The sequence below is a fragment of the Streptomyces sp. SM10 genome, from assembly GCF_002910915.1.
In the GTDB taxonomy this organism is placed as follows: Bacteria; Actinomycetota; Actinomycetes; order Streptomycetales; family Streptomycetaceae; genus Streptomyces.
In genome coordinates this window covers 100,307-113,972 of record NZ_NEUF01000088.1, presented here as the reverse complement: position 1 = coordinate 113,972, position 13,666 = coordinate 100,307, and the positions used below count along the sequence as shown (strand labels likewise).

Below are 13,666 nucleotides of genomic sequence, written 5' to 3'. Positions count from 1 at the left end.
CCCCCGCCACGTGGAGACAAGTGCCGACCAGGTGTCAGGTGGCGTCGTTCGTACCGTCGTTATTCGTCGGAAGCGCGTCGATGATCTCGAGGCCGCCCGCCGGTCCGGCGCCGACCACGGCGCCCGTGCTCTTCTTCCCGCGGCGGAGTCGTCCCTCGAGCCAGCTCGCGAACGAGGTCAGCGCGAAGTTCAGCGCCACGAAGATCAGCGCGATGATGGTGAAGCAGGCGATGGTGTTCGCCCCGTAGTTCGCGCTCATCGGGCGGACGGAGGCGAGCAGCTCGGGGAAGGTGAGCACCGCCCCGCCGAGTGCGGTGTCCTTGACGATGACGACGACCTGGCTGACGATCGCCGGCAGCATCGCGGTGACCGACTGCGGCAGCAGTACGTACCGCATCGTTTGACCCTTGCGCATGCCGATCGCCTTGGCGGCGTCGGTCTGCCCGTTGGGGAGGGAGAGGATTCCGGCCCGTACGATCTCGGCGAGCACCGAGGCGTTGTACAGCACCAGACCCGTCACGACGGCGTACAGCGGACGCACGTCGTTGGCGATGTTGGTGTACTCCGAGTACACGGCGTTCGCCGTGATCATCAGGATCAGGACGGGGATGGCGCGGAAGAACTCCACGACGATCCCGGCCGGCATGCGCACCCACCGGTGGTCGGAGAGCCGTCCGATGCCGAACAGCGCCCCGAGGGGCAAGGCGATCAGCAGGGCGAAGAACGCGGCTTTGAGCGTGTTCTGGAGCCCCGGCCAGATGAACGTCTCCCAGGGCTGGGGGCTCGTGAAGAACGGCTCCCACTTGACCCAGTCGAGCTGGCCCTTCTCGTTGAAGCTGCTGAGCACCCACCACGCTGCCACCGCGAGAGCAGTCACGAAGACAGCGGTGTAGAGGACGTTGCGCCGCTTGGCGCGGGGCCCCTGTGCGTCGAAGAGGACGGACGTCGTCATCGCTTCACCGCCACCTTCTTGCTCACCCAGCCGAGGAGGAGACCGGTCGGGAGGGTGAGGCAGATGAACCCGAACGCGAAGACGGCGGATATGAGGATGAGCTGGGCTTCCGCCTCGATCATGTCCTTCATCAGATAGGCCGCTTCGACCACACCGATCGCGGAGGCGACCGTGGTGTTCTTGGTCAGCGCGATCAGCACGTTGGCCAGCGGGTTTACGACCGAGCGGAAGGCCTGCGGAAGGATGACCAGTCGCAGGACCTGGGTGAAGTTCAGTCCCAGCGCACGCGCTGCCTCAGCCTGGCCGGCGGGCACCGTGTTGATGCCCGAGCGCAGCGCCTCGCACACGAAGGCGGACGTGTAGAGGACCAGCGCGAGCACCGCGAGCCGGAAGTTGATGTCGTCGACGATGTTTCCGGCCCCGAGGGTCACCCGGAGGGTCTGGTAGAGGCCCAGAGACGCGAAGACGATGATGACCGTCAGCGGGATGTTGCGGATGATGTTGACGTAGGCGGTGCCGAAACCGCGCATCGGGGGGACCGGGCCGACCCGCATACCGGCCAGCAGCGTTCCCCATATGAGGGAACCGAGGGCGGAGTAGACGGTGAGTTTCACCGTCACCCAGAAGGCCCCCAGTAGGTCGTAACCTTCAAGAAAGTCGAACACGATCTCCCGTGCTTCCACGTGTGGGGAGGGCTCGGTGCGCCGCCTCGTCGGCGGCGCACCCCATCAGCCCTGGTTCGGACCGCCGGTGACGGGAGCCCTACTTGACGATGTCGCCGATCTTCGGCGCGGGCTCGTTCTTGTAGTTGGCGGGGCCGAAGTTGTCCGCGACCGCCTTGTCCCAGGAGCCGTCCGAGACCATCTTGGTGAGCGCGGCGTCGATCTTCTTCTTGAGGTCGGCGTCGCCCTTCTTCAGGCCGATGCCGTAGTTCTCGTTGGTCATCTTGAAGCCGGCCAGCTTGAACTTGCCCTTGTTGATGTCCTGCGCCGCGTATCCGGCGAGGATGGAGTCGTCCGTGGTGAGGGCGTCGACGGCCTTGTTCTCGAGGCCGGTGAGGCACTCGGAGTAGCCGCCGTAGTTCTGCAGCTCAGCCTTCGGGGCGAGCTTGTCCTTGACGTTCTTCGCGGACGTCGAACCGGCGACGGAGCAGAGGTTCTTGTCGTTGAGGTCCTCCGGCGACTTGATGGAGACGTCGTCGGCGCGGACGAGTACGTCCTGGTGCGCGAGGAGGTACGGGCCGGCGAAGTCGACCTTCTCCATGCGCTGGTCGGTGATGGAGTACGTCGCGGCGATGAACTTCACGTCGCCGCGCTCGATCGCGGTCTCGCGGTCGGCGCTCTTGGTCTCGACGAAGTTGATGTTCTTGGCGTCGTAGCCGAGTTCCTTGGCGACGTACGTGGCGACGTCGACGTCGAAGCCGGCGAACGTGCCGTCCTTGGTCTTCAGGCCGAGGCCCGGCTGGTCGATCTTGATGCCGATGGTGATCTTCCCACCCCCGCCCGCGGCGTCGTCCTTGTCGTCGGAGCCACAGGCGGTGGCGGTGAGAGCGAGGGCGAGCACGGCGGCCGACGCGGCGGTGACCTTGCGAAGCTGCATGATGGTTCTTCCCTGGGTTGACGCGATGTGAGTGTTCAGCTGGCGCTGGACCAGCCGTGCGTGATCAGTGGTGAAGGATCTTCGACAGGAAGTCCTTGGCCCGGTCGCTGCGCGGGTTGCTGAAGAACTGGTCCGGCGTGGCCTCTTCGACGATCTTTCCGTCGGCCATGAAGACGACCCGGTTGGCCGCCGAGCGGGCGAAGCCCATCTCGTGGGTGACGACGACCATGGTCATCCCCTCCCGGGCCAGCTGCTGCATGACCTCGAGGACCTCGTTGATCATCTCCGGGTCGAGCGCCGACGTGGGCTCGTCGAAGAGCATGACCTTGGGGTCCATGGCCAGCGCGCGGGCGATCGCGACGCGCTGCTGCTGGCCACCGGAGAGCTGCGCCGGGTACTTGTCCGCCTGGGCGCCCACGCCCACGCGGACGAGCAGGGCCCGTGCCTTCTCCTCGGCGAGCTTCTTCTCCGTCCTGCGGACCTTGAGCTGGCCCAGCATCACGTTCTCGAGCACCGTCTTGTGCGCGAAGAGATTGAACGACTGGAAGACCATGCCGACGTCGGCACGCAGCCTGGCGAGCTCCTTGCCCTCCTGGGGCAGTGGCTTCCCGTCGATCGAGATCGCGCCCGAGTCGATCGTCTCCAAGCGGTTGATCGTGCGGCACAGCGTGGACTTCCCGGACCCGGAGGGTCCGATGACTACGACGACCTCGCCACTGGCGATGGTCAGGTCGATGTCCTGGAGCACATGCAGCGCGCCGAAGTGCTTGTTGACGTTGCTCAGTACGACAAGGTCGTCTCCCGCGGGTGCGGCATCCTCGGCGGCCTTGGTCACTGAAACTCCGCTCATCGGCTCTTGCTCCGTCCTCCTCGGTTAGGGAAGGACCCTAGTGACGCAGTGCGACCAGCGTCATTACATCTGAGCGGAAATTGAGCATAACGATCCGGCCGCAACCGGACACTCGGCGTGAAGGGGGCGTCACAGGGCGCTCGGAGGAGTACCGGGTGGGTAACGGAAACCCGGTGGTAACGGGCAGGGACTTGACTGGCGTACCGGTCATCGGCGTGGATGCCCTGGTAGGGAAATGACGTGAATCGCCCCTGCACGGGAAGATCCGCCGGGCTGAACACCGGTGGACCGTCACGCACGGTCCCGGCCGTCATGAAGAGAAGCGAAGCACCTTGAGAAGACACGAGGCGGTGAGGAAGCCATGAGACTGCTGCTCGTCGAGGACGACGACCACGTCGCGGCCGCCCTCTCCGCCGTGCTCGCCCGGCACGGCTTCCAGGTCGTCCACGCCCGCAGTGGCGAAGAGGCACTGCGCGCGCTCCTGCCCGCCGACAAGGAGCCCTTCGGGGTCGTACTCCTCGATCTCGGGCTGCCCGACCAGGACGGCTACGAGGTGTGCGGGAAGATCCGCAAACGCTCGGCGATCCCGGTCATCATGGTGACCGCACGCTCCGATGTCCGGTCACGGATCCACGGCCTGAACCTCGGCGCCGACGACTACGTCGTGAAGCCGTACGACACCGGCGAGCTCCTGGCCCGTATCCACGCTGTCGCCCGGCGCAAGGCGGCGGTCGAGGACACCGGGCCCACCCCGCTCGCGGCGCTGCGGATCGGGCCGGTCCGCATCGAGCTGCCCACCCGCAGGGTCAGTGTCGACGGTCAGGAGGTCCAGCTCACCCGCAAGGAGTTCGATCTGCTCGCGCTGCTCGCCCAGCGGCCGGGCGTCGTCTTCCGCCGGGAGCAGATCATCAGCGAGGTGTGGCAGACCAGCTGGGAGGGAACGGGTCGCACGCTCGAGGTGCACGTCGCGTCGCTGCGCTCGAAGCTGCGGCTTCCCGCACTGGTCGAGACCGTCCGGGGCGTCGGCTACCGGCTCGTCCCCCCGTCGGTCTGAGGACGTCTGCCTTCCCGTGCGCACCCGCCTGCTTCCCCTGCTCATCGTCCTGATGGCCGCCGTGCTGCTCGCCCTCGGCTTCCCCCTGGCCGTGCGGGTGGCCGCGGCCGAACAGCAGCGCGTGGTCATCGACCGGATCGACGACACCGCGCGTTTCGGCGCGCTGGCCCAGTTCGTCAGCGAGGACGCCCTGAGCACCGACGAACGGCAGCGGATCCTGCAGACCGAACTCGAGGCCTACGACTCGGTGTACGGCATCCGGGCCGGCGTCTTCTACCGGGACGACAGAGCCCTCGCCAAGGCCCCTGCCTCCTGGGCCCTGCCCGCCGAGGGCGAGGGACGGGAGGCCTTCCAGGAAGCTCTCCTCGGCCGCCGTTCCCACGACCCGCCCCAGGTCTGGCCCTGGCAGGCCGGCCGGATAGTCGTCGCCTCCCCGGTCGTACGCGACGGAGACGTGGTCGCCGTCGTCGTGACCGACTCGCCCACCGGCGACATGCGGTCCCGGACCCTGCGCGGTTGGCTGCTCATCGCCCTCGGAGAGGCCGTGGCGATGCTGGTGGCGGTCGGTGCGGCGTTCCGGCTCACCGGATGGGTGCTCCTGCCCGTACGGGTGCTGGACGCGGCCACGCACGACATCGCCAGCGGCCGGATGCGGTCGCGGGTCGTCACGTCCGGAGGGCCACCGGAACTCAGGCGCCTGGCCCGCTCGTTCAACGAGATGGCCGACAACGTCGAGGACGTGCTGGAGCAGCAGCGTGCCTTCGTCGCCGACGCCTCGCACCAGTTGCGCAACCCGCTGGCCGCGCTGCTGCTCCGGATCGAGCTCCTCGCGCTCGAACTCCCCGAGGGCAACGAGGAGATCGCCTCGGTCCGCACGGAGGGCAAGCGGCTCGCCCAGGTACTCGACGACCTTCTCGACCTCGCGCTGGCCGAGCACACCGCGGCGGACCTCCAGCTCACGGACATCGCCGCGCTCACCGGTGAACGGGTCGCCTCATGGCGCCCGCTGGCCGAGGAGAAGGGCGTGCGGCTGACGCTGGACGGGGCGCCGGCGGTGACCGGCTGGGCGGATCCGATCGCCCTCTCCAGCGCGCTGGACGCCGTCATCGACAACGCGCTGAAGTTCACGCCGGAGGGCGAGGAGGTCCGCGTCACGGCGGGATCGGACGGCGAGGCCACCCGGGTCGTGGTCACGGACCGCGGGCCCGGTCTCACGGAGCAGGAGATGGAGCGCATCGGTGACCGCTTCTGGCGCAGCGGCCGGCACCAGAACGTCAAGGGATCGGGTCTCGGACTCTCGATCTCGCACGCGCTCCTCGCGGCGGGCGGCGGGTCGATCGGCTACGGCACCCACGAGCCGCACGGCCTGCGGGTGACCGTCACCGTGCCGCGCACCCCTCCGCACGCCTGAGTCCCGCCCCGGATCCGTCAGGGCTTGGCCGAGCGGTAGTAGCGCCTGGCCCCTTCGTGCAGCGGCAGCGGATCGGTGTAGATCGCCGTCCGCAGGTCGACCAGCTGCGCCGAGTGCACCTCGCGGCCGATCCGGTCCCGGCTGTCGATCACGGTCCGGGTGAACGCCTCGGTCGTCAGCGGATCCGTACGGTCCGTGGTGACCAGCATGTTGGAGACCGCGACCGTCCGTACCGCCTCACCCTGCTGGGCGTCGGGGTAGGCGTCCGCCGGCATCACGGCCGAACGGTAGTAGCGGGTGGAGCCGCCGACCGCCTGCAACTCGGTGATCAGCGGTTCGTCGAGGGGCACCAGCCGGATCGCGTACGTCTCCGAGAGGTCCTGCACAGATGCGGTCGGGAGCCCGCCCGACCAGAAGAAGGCATCCAGTCGGCCCTCGGTCAGCCTCTGCGGCATGGTGTCGATGCCGGCGTGGACGGGAGTGACGTCCGCGGTCGGATCGACGCCCGCCGCCTTCATCAGACGGTCCGCGACGAGGAGGACCCCCGAACCCTTCTGGCCGACGCCCACCCGCTTACCCCGCAGGTCGGCGACCGTACGGATCTTGGAGTCCCTGGGCACGATCAGCTGGACGTAGTCGTCGTAGAGGCGGACGCAGCCGCGCAGCCGTTCGGCGCCCGGCTTCCGGGCCTGCAGGTAGGTGGCGACGGCGTCGGCGGTGGCGATGGTGAAGTCGGCCTTCCCCGTCGCCACCCGTTCGAGGTTCTCCTGGGAGCCCTCGCTGGTCCGCAGCTGTATCGACACCTTGGGCATGCCCTTGGCCAGCGCGCCCTCCAGCCGCTGCCCGTAGCGCTGGTAGACCCCGCTGCGTACTCCGGTGGAGAAGGTGAGCGAACCGCTCGGTTCCTCCTGGCCGACAGGGAGGACCCACCACAGCAGCAGTCCGAGCACGACGGCGGAGGCGACGCCCCCCTGAAGGGTGCGTCGCCGGCCGAAGCGGGACGGTGCGTGCAGCATGGCGCGATCCTGCCATTTTCCTGCCCGTGCTGGCCAGGGAGGCGGAGGTCACACGCTCCTCCCGGGGAGGAGCAGGACGAGGGACGTGCCCGGGCGGTGCCCCTCGGGCGGATCAGGCCGCCCGCGCCGGGGGCCGGGCACCCCCGCCCTCCGTCATTCCGGAGGCGTCGGGGTGTCGGGGCCCTGGAACATGGTCTGGATGTCCATCTCCAGCTGGATCGTCGGTCCGACGATGGCGATGCCGCGGGCGAGCATGTTGCGCCAGTTCAGGGTGTAGTCCTCGCGGTGCAGCTCGGCCGTGGCACGCGCCGCGCAGCGCAGCTCCTCGCCGTAGCCGCCGTTGACGGCGCCCAGATACGTCGTGTCCAGGGAGACGGAGCGACTGACACCGTGCATCGTCAGCCCTCCCTGGACGGTCCAGTTGTTCCCGCCCCGGTACACGAAGCGCCGGCTGACGAAGTGGAGGTGCGGGTAGTTCTCCACGTCGAGGAAGTCGGCCGAGCGCAGATGGTTGTCCCGGGTCTTGTTGCCCGTGGTGATGCTCGAGGCGTCGATGCGTATCTCGACCTGCGAGTCCTCGACGACGGGGGCGATGCGGACCCCGCCCTCGAAGGCGGTGAAGCGGCCGTGCACGTTGGCCATGCCGACGTGCTTCGCGATGAAGCGGATCGCGGTGTGCGGCGGATCGAAGAGCCAGGTGCCGGGTGCCGGGGGCTCCAGCTGCCGGGCGACGTCCAGCTGCACGCGGCCCATCGACAGGGTCTCGCCCGCGGCGATCGCGAAGGTCCAGCTGGCCGGCTGCATCCCCTCGGCCGTCATCAGCAGGCGGTGGTCGCCGGGTGGCAGGGCCGCGACGAACATGCCGTAGAGGTCGGTGGTGCCCTTCGCGACCGTCCGGGCCGAGTCCTGTGCGCTGACCGTGATCTCGGCGCCGCCGAGCGGCTGGCCCATCGGGTCGATGACCTCACAGGTGACGGTTCCGGCCCCCGGGGGCACGGGAAGAGCGAATCTCGCACCGCCGCCGGAGGCTTCCTTGGATCGCCTGCCGCGGAGGAGAGAGAGGACCATGACGTGCACCTTTCGAGCGTGGAAGATCAGCATAGGAACAGACCGGAACGACGCGTTCAACGGCCCCCGGGCGCCTCGAGGCCCGCGGCGCCCCGGTCCGCGCAGGATCGGGGCGGGCACGCGAGGCGCCCGGAGCGCCTCGCGCGACGACGCGGTGCGGACGACCGTGCCCGCCCCGGGGAGACGCTCCCGCGGCGGCTGTTCGCGTCGTGCCGCGGCTCCGGCGTCGGGGGAGTGCCCGGCCACCGCCTACCCTTGTCCCATGACCAGCGGCAACCGGAGCGAAGCAGTGGACGTCCAGAAGAGCTACGAGGTACGCACCTACGGGTGCCAGATGAACGTCCACGACTCCGAACGCCTGTCGGGTCTTCTGGAGGGCGCCGGATACGTACGCGCCCCCGAGGGCTCCGACGGCGACGCCGACGTCGTCGTCTTCAACACCTGCGCCGTGCGCGAGAACGCCGACAACAAGCTCTACGGCAACCTCGGCCGCCTCGCCCCGATGAAGACGAAGCGCCCCGGGATGCAGATCGCCGTCGGCGGCTGCCTGGCGCAGAAGGACCGCGACACGATCGTGAAGCGCGCCCCCTGGGTGGACGTCGTCTTCGGCACGCACAACATCGGCAAGCTGCCGGTGCTGCTGGAGCGGGCCCGGGTCCAGGAGGAGGCGCAGGTCGAGATCGCCGAGTCGCTGGAGGCGTTCCCCTCGACACTGCCCACCCGCCGCGAGTCCGCCTACGCCGCGTGGGTGTCGATCTCCGTCGGCTGCAACAACACCTGCACCTTCTGTATCGTCCCGGCGCTGCGCGGCAAGGAGAAGGACCGCCGCACCGGCGACATCCTGGCCGAGATCGAGGCGCTCGTCGCCGAGGGAGTCAGCGAGATCACGCTGCTCGGGCAGAACGTCAACGCCTACGGCTCCGACATCGGCGACCGCGAGGCCTTCTCCAAGCTGCTGCGGGCCTGCGGCACGATCGACGGCCTGGAGCGCGTGCGGTTCACCTCGCCCCACCCGCGCGACTTCACCGACGACGTGATCGCGGCGATGGCCGAGACGCCGAACGTGATGCCGCAGCTGCACATGCCGATGCAGTCGGGCTCGGACACGATCCTCAAGGCCATGCGCCGCTCCTACCGCCAGGAGCGCTTCCTCGGGATCATCGAGAAGGTGCGCGCCGCCATGCCGGACGCCGCGATCTCGACCGACATCATCGTCGGCTTCCCCGGGGAGACGGAGGAGGACTTCGAGCAGACCATGCACGCCGTGCGCGAGGCCCGCTTCGCCAACGCCTTCACCTTCCAGTACTCCAAGCGCCCCGGGACCCCCGCCGCCGACATGGAGGGGCAGATCCCGAAGGAGGTCGTGCAGGAGCGCTACATGCGCCTGTCGGCCCTCCAGGAGGAGATCTCCTGGGAGGAGAACAAGAAGCAGGTCGGTCGCACCCTCGACGTCATGGTCGCGGAGGGCGAGGGCCGCAAGGACGGTGCCACGCACCGGCTGTCCGGCCGCGCGCCCGACAACCGCCTGGTCCACTTCACCAAGCCGTCCCAGGACGTACGGCCCGGGGACGTGGTGACGGTAGAGATCAGCTATGCCGCCCCGCACCACCTGCTCGCAGAGGGCGCGCCCCTGGGCGTGCGCCGCACCCGCTCGGGAGACGCGTGGGAGAAGCGCACGGCGGCTCCGGCGGCCCAGCCCGCAGGAGTCATGCTGGGCCTGCCCGGCATCGGAGCCCCGGCACCGCTGCCCGCGGCCGCCACCCCGGGGTGCGGCTGCGACTGAGTACGCTGACCGGCATGCTTGTCGCCGCTGCCGTCTGCCCCTGCCCGCCGCTCCTGGTTCCCGAGGTGGCCGCGGGAGCCGGGCCCGAACTCGACACCGCGAGGAACGCCGCCCTCGGCGCGCTGGGGGTGCTCGCCGCCGCGCGACCGGATCTGCTGATCGTGGCCGGGCCCGCAGAGCCGGACGGGACGGGCCCTTTCCCCCCGGGGTCCGCAGGCTCCTTCGCCGGATTCGGCGTCGGCCTGACGGTGCGGCTGGGAGAGCCACCCGAGGGAACTCCCGCACCGGTACGCCCGCTCCCGGCGTCCCTCGCCGTCGGCGCCTGGCTGCTGGACCGTGCCCGGTGGGAGAGTGCCCCGGTCGAAGGAATCGGCGTGGCACAGACCCTCGGGGCCGGAGAATGCCTGCGGGCCGGCGCGGACCTGGCGGCCCGGGCGGAGCGGGTGGCACTGCTCGTCATGGGTGACGGCAGCGCCTGCCGTACGGTCAAGGCCCCCGGCTACCTGGACGAGCGGGCGGCCGGCTTCGACGCCGAGGCGGCCCGGGCCCTGGGCGATGCCGACGTGGCCGCGCTGAGCGCTCTGGACGAGTCCCTCGCGTACGAACTCAAGGCCGCGGGCCGGGCGCCCTGGCAGGTGCTCGCGGGCGCGGCCCGGGGAGCGGGGCTCGGCGGACAACTGCTGTACGAGGACGCCCCGTACGGCGTGGGCTACGCCGTCGCCGCCTGGTCGTGAGCCCCCGCAGGCCGGTGGTGACCTGCGGTGACCGCCCGCCGGCCTCAGACCGTCCGGCCGTGAGTCCCGCCGGCACAGGCCGCCCGGCCGTGAGATCTGCCCGCCTCCTGCCGCGCCGGTCGTGAGGCCGGGCCGGCGGACATCAACCGGCACGCGCGAGGGCCGCGGAGCGACATCGCTCCGCGGCCCTCGGTTCCGCTGCTCACCCGGGTCAGGACGCGGGCGGCGGAGGCGGCGGAGTGCCTCCCGTGTCCTTGTTGCCCAGACGGTCGACCGCGTCCTTGGCCTTCTGCGTGCCGGACACGATCTTGTCGCTGTACTTGCCCTTGGTCTTCTCGTCGACCGTGCGCGCCGCCTTGTCGAGGCCCTGGTCGATCTTGCCCCCGTGCTGCTGCGCGAGGTCGCCGACCTTCTCCTTGGCCGGGGCCAGCTTGGCCTTCAGGTTGTCCAGCAAACCCATGGGTCACCTTCCGTGCGGGGGGACTGTTGTCACATTTTACCCGTCTGTGAGCAAACATGCGTCACTCGCCGTGTCCGGTTCCGGCGCGGCCGGGACCGGACGGAGCCGGGCTCCGGGGGGCCCGGCCGACGCCGCCCGGTCGGGGCGCGCCCCGGAGTTTGGGACACTGTCCCGGTGAGAAGACCAGCTCCCGCCCCCCGCGTCATCACCGTCGTCGGCCCCACTGCCGCCGGAAAGTCCGATCTGGGTGTGTTTCTCGCCCAGCAGCTCGGTGGTGAAGTGGTCAACGCCGACTCCATGCAGCTCTACCGGGGCATGGACATCGGCACAGCGAAGCTGACTCTGCCCGAGCGCCTGGGCGTGCCCCACCAGCTGCTGGACATCTGGGGCGTCACCGAGGCCGCGAGCGTCGCCGAGTACCAGAGGCTCGCCCGCGCCGAGATCGACCGGTTGCTGGCCGAGGGCCGGACCCCCGTCCTGGTGGGCGGCTCCGGTCTCTACGTGAAGGGTGCGATCGACGCCCTGGAGTTCCCCGGGACGGACCCCGAGGTGCGCACCAGGCTCGAACAGGAGTTGGCGGAGCACGGCTCCGGCGCCCTGCACGCCCGGCTCGCCGAGGCCGACCCCGACGCCGCCCGCGCCATCCTGGCCAGCAACGGACGCCGCATCGTCCGCGCCCTGGAGGTCATCGAGATCACGGGCAAGCCCTTCACGGCCAACCTGCCGGGCGACGAAGCGGTCTACGACGCGGTCCAGATCGGCGTGGACGTCGAACGTCCCGAACTCGACGAGCGGATCCGCACCCGGGTGGACCGGATGTGGGACGCCGGCCTGGTGGAGGAGGTGCGTGCCCTGGAAGCCCGGGGCCTGCGCGAGGGGCGGACCGCCTCCAGGGCACTCGGCTACCAGCAGGTGCTCGCGGCACTGGCGGGGGAGTGCACACAGGACGAGGCGCGCGCCGAGACCGTACGCGCCACCAAACGCTTCGCGCGCCGTCAGGACTCGTGGTTCCGGCGCGACCCGCGCGTGCGGTGGCTGAGTGGTGCCGAGGAACAGCGCGCGGAACTCCCGCACCGCGCGCTGACGTTGGTCGAACGAGCGGTCACAGCCTGATGAAGCGCAGGATCGCCGGTTGGGCTAACCGGGCATCCCGCGCCACCTAGCCCCGCTCTGAGGTATTGGTGGCCGGCCTGTACGTCTGGCGGCGGGGCCGGCCACGGCGGGTGGTGGAGTGCGCAGGCACCCGCGCCAGCGTTTCACCCACCAGTGACAGCCGCTGTCGGCCAAGAGGAACGCGGAGGTCCAGATGAACACCGGAGCGGAGCCCTGGGCGCGGATTCACGACGCCGGGCTCCCCTGGCTCACGCGCTCTGGCTGAGGCAGTAGACGCTTGTTGTGGCAGATGGGGCGGGTGACGGCCTTCGAGAGCCTGCTCCGGTCCCTTCGTTGGACGATGGCCCCCTCATCGGTGAGTTCGCGCAGGGCCTGTCGCGCGTCCTTCTCGCCAGCCTGCTGGGTGGTCGGCTCGTAGCCCTGCAGAAGCGCCGTCGAACAGTCTTTCACCAGGGCGATCAAGCACCAACCTGTCGAGTGGACGCTCGCCTCCCCCGCACATGACAGCAGGTCGCGCTGAGGCCGTCCGGGGTGACCCGCCATGGGTACGCCCCGGACGGGGATCGTCAGGAGCCCGCGGTGATCCGGTCCCGTACATACGTGACGAGCGCTGCCGCCACCCGGGAGCGGTCCGGCTCCGGCAGGTCCTCGTAGGCCGCTGAGACCGTCATCCACTCGTTGAAGACCGGTCCCTCGCGGGTGAGGAGCCAGTCCACGCACAGGTAGCCGGCGTCCACCCCCGTGGCCAACCGTTCGCTGAGCGTGCGCACCTTGTCGTCGCCGTCGAAGGAAGCGCCGGAGCCGCCCTCACTCACGTTGGCGAGGTAGGAGCCTTCCTTCGGGCGGCGCAGCATCACGGCGATCGCCTGCCCCCGGTGTACGTACACCCGCACGTCACCGTCGTTCTCCTGGAACGGCTGCACCACTGCGCCCAGTGCCGCCGGGGTGAGGAGGTCGACCGCGGCGGTCAGTTGCTCTGGGCCCTCGGCCTTCAGCACCCCGAAGCCCATGGCCATGGCCCGGGGCTTGACCACGTAGGGACCGGTGCCCAGCTCCCTGCTGACCACCGGCAGTACCCGGCGGGCGTACCGTCCGAAGGGGACCGCGACCGTCGGCGGGACCGGAACCCCGAGCGCCGCTGCCTCGTGACACATCGCGAGTTTGTCCGACCCCAGCGACTCGGCGTCACGGATGCCGTCGTTGAGGAGCACCCGGCCGGCCGCGTTGATGGTCCGCGTGATCGCCTGGATGTGACGGCCGATGCCGGCGTCCCACGTCCAGTCCGACAGCAGGAAGGCGTGACCGCCGTCGAGCAGGTCCTCCTCGTCCAGGTACAGGCGCGGCGTCCCACGGGACCACGCAGGCACGAGATCCCCGGAGTGCACCACCCGCACGGGCAGACCGTTGCGCGCGAAGAGGTTCACGCGGTCGGATCCCTCCTTCTGCAGCAGGAGGTGGCGTCGGGGGTCGTAGTTGTCAGGATTGGTGATCCACACGATCGCAGGGGCGCCGGTCGCGCCGGTCGGGGGGAGTGCGTCGGTCACGGTAGGGCTTCCGTTCGTCGGGCTTACGGGGGCGGGGCCGAGCGACGCGGCTCGGCCCCGGTGATGCGGCGGGGCAGGCACG

At 69.9% G+C, this 13,666-nt stretch carries 13 protein-coding genes; 5 read left to right on the top strand and 8 right to left on the bottom strand.

What is annotated here, in order from left to right; genetic code table 11:
- Window positions 1-34: 34 nt before the first annotated feature.
- The 4 genes from B9S57_RS12600 to B9S57_RS12585 all read right to left on the bottom strand — a co-directional run bounded on the left by B9S57_RS12600 (window position 35) and on the right by B9S57_RS12585 (window position 3,401).
- The gene (locus B9S57_RS12600; RefSeq protein ID WP_103515643.1) at window positions 35-952 is read right to left on the bottom strand and encodes an amino acid ABC transporter permease; all 918 of its coding nucleotides are present in this window, start codon (window positions 950-952) and stop codon (window positions 35-37) included.
- A complete protein-coding gene (locus B9S57_RS12595) occupies window positions 949-1,617 on the bottom strand; it encodes an amino acid ABC transporter permease (protein ID WP_103515671.1) in 669 nt (222 codons plus the stop codon). The genes B9S57_RS12600 and B9S57_RS12595 overlap by 4 nt, the downstream gene beginning before the upstream one ends.
- A gap of 97 nt (window positions 1,618-1,714) precedes the next feature.
- Window positions 1,715-2,551 (bottom strand): glutamate ABC transporter substrate-binding protein, encoded by an 837-nt coding sequence (locus B9S57_RS12590; protein ID WP_103515642.1) that lies wholly within the window; start codon window positions 2,549-2,551, stop codon window positions 1,715-1,717.
- Between the two features lie 64 nt (window positions 2,552-2,615).
- Complete coding sequence (locus B9S57_RS12585; protein ID WP_103515641.1) at window positions 2,616-3,401, bottom strand: amino acid ABC transporter ATP-binding protein; 786 nt, start codon at window positions 3,399-3,401, stop codon at window positions 2,616-2,618.
- A 361-nt stretch (window positions 3,402-3,762) separates the two neighbouring features.
- Here B9S57_RS12585 and B9S57_RS12580 point away from each other — a divergent pair, with 361 nt between their 5' ends.
- Both B9S57_RS12580 and B9S57_RS12575 read left to right on the top strand, forming a co-directional pair.
- Window positions 3,763-4,455: a response regulator transcription factor gene (locus tag B9S57_RS12580; protein WP_103515640.1), complete on the top strand. Its 693-nt coding sequence runs from the start codon at window positions 3,763-3,765 to the stop codon at window positions 4,453-4,455.
- 16 nt (window positions 4,456-4,471) lie between these two features.
- On the top strand, window positions 4,472-5,866 hold the full coding sequence (locus B9S57_RS12575; RefSeq protein WP_103515639.1) for a HAMP domain-containing sensor histidine kinase: 1,395 nt from the start codon (window positions 4,472-4,474) through the stop codon (window positions 5,864-5,866).
- A gap of 17 nt (window positions 5,867-5,883) precedes the next feature.
- On the opposite strand, the gene B9S57_RS12570 is transcribed toward B9S57_RS12575, so the two are convergent.
- The gene (locus tag B9S57_RS12570) at window positions 5,884-6,882 is read right to left on the bottom strand and encodes a TAXI family TRAP transporter solute-binding subunit (protein WP_103515638.1); all 999 of its coding nucleotides are present in this window, start codon (window positions 6,880-6,882) and stop codon (window positions 5,884-5,886) included.
- Between the two features lie 153 nt (window positions 6,883-7,035).
- On the bottom strand, window positions 7,036-7,950 hold the full coding sequence (locus B9S57_RS12565; protein WP_103515670.1) for a YceI family protein: 915 nt from the start codon (window positions 7,948-7,950) through the stop codon (window positions 7,036-7,038).
- Window positions 7,951-8,212: 262 nt separating this feature from the next.
- Here B9S57_RS12565 and miaB point away from each other — a divergent pair, with 262 nt between their 5' ends.
- On the top strand, window positions 8,213-9,733 hold the full coding sequence (miaB, locus tag B9S57_RS12560) for a tRNA (N6-isopentenyl adenosine(37)-C2)-methylthiotransferase MiaB (protein ID WP_181011328.1): 1,521 nt from the start codon (window positions 8,213-8,215) through the stop codon (window positions 9,731-9,733).
- Window positions 9,734-9,747: 14 nt separating this feature from the next.
- On the top strand, window positions 9,748-10,467 hold the full coding sequence (locus B9S57_RS12555; RefSeq protein WP_103515669.1) for a class III extradiol dioxygenase subunit B-like domain-containing protein: 720 nt from the start codon (window positions 9,748-9,750) through the stop codon (window positions 10,465-10,467).
- 211 nt (window positions 10,468-10,678) lie between these two features.
- Here B9S57_RS12555 and B9S57_RS12550 read toward each other — a convergent pair whose 3' ends face one another.
- Entirely contained in the window at window positions 10,679-10,927 is a 249-nt protein-coding gene (locus B9S57_RS12550; protein WP_103515636.1) for an antitoxin, read from the bottom strand.
- Window positions 10,928-11,101: 174 nt separating this feature from the next.
- On the opposite strand from B9S57_RS12550, the gene miaA reads away from it, so the two are divergent.
- On the top strand, window positions 11,102-12,040 hold the full coding sequence (miaA, locus tag B9S57_RS12545; protein WP_103515635.1) for a tRNA (adenosine(37)-N6)-dimethylallyltransferase MiaA: 939 nt from the start codon (window positions 11,102-11,104) through the stop codon (window positions 12,038-12,040).
- A gap of 566 nt (window positions 12,041-12,606) precedes the next feature.
- On the opposite strand, the gene B9S57_RS12535 is transcribed toward miaA, so the two are convergent.
- Window positions 12,607-13,584 (bottom strand): RimK family alpha-L-glutamate ligase, encoded by a 978-nt coding sequence (locus tag B9S57_RS12535; RefSeq protein ID WP_103515633.1) that lies wholly within the window; start codon window positions 13,582-13,584, stop codon window positions 12,607-12,609.
- Window positions 13,585-13,666 lie beyond the last annotated feature (82 nt).

What these genes read in the sequence shown, in the direction of transcription:
- B9S57_RS12600 (WP_103515643.1), bottom strand. Translation starts at nt 952, where the DNA reads ATGACGACGTCCGTCCTCTTCGACGCACAGGGGCCCCGCGCCAAGCGG.
- B9S57_RS12590 (WP_103515642.1), bottom strand. Translation starts at nt 2,551, where the DNA reads ATGCAGCTTCGCAAGGTCACCGCCGCGTCGGCCGCCGTGCTCGCCCTC.
- B9S57_RS12585 (WP_103515641.1), bottom strand. Translation starts at nt 3,401, where the DNA reads ATGAGCGGAGTTTCAGTGACCAAGGCCGCCGAGGATGCCGCACCCGCG.
- B9S57_RS12580 (WP_103515640.1), top strand. Translation starts at nt 3,763, where the DNA reads ATGAGACTGCTGCTCGTCGAGGACGACGACCACGTCGCGGCCGCCCTC.
- B9S57_RS12570 (WP_103515638.1), bottom strand. Translation starts at nt 6,882, where the DNA reads ATGCTGCACGCACCGTCCCGCTTCGGCCGGCGACGCACCCTTCAGGGG.
- B9S57_RS12565 (WP_103515670.1), bottom strand. Translation starts at nt 7,950, where the DNA reads ATGGTCCTCTCTCTCCTCCGCGGCAGGCGATCCAAGGAAGCCTCCGGC.
- miaB (WP_181011328.1), top strand. Translation starts at nt 8,213, where the DNA reads ATGACCAGCGGCAACCGGAGCGAAGCAGTGGACGTCCAGAAGAGCTAC.
- B9S57_RS12555 (WP_103515669.1), top strand. Translation starts at nt 9,748, where the DNA reads ATGCTTGTCGCCGCTGCCGTCTGCCCCTGCCCGCCGCTCCTGGTTCCC.
- B9S57_RS12550 (WP_103515636.1), bottom strand. Translation starts at nt 10,927, where the DNA reads ATGGGTTTGCTGGACAACCTGAAGGCCAAGCTGGCCCCGGCCAAGGAG.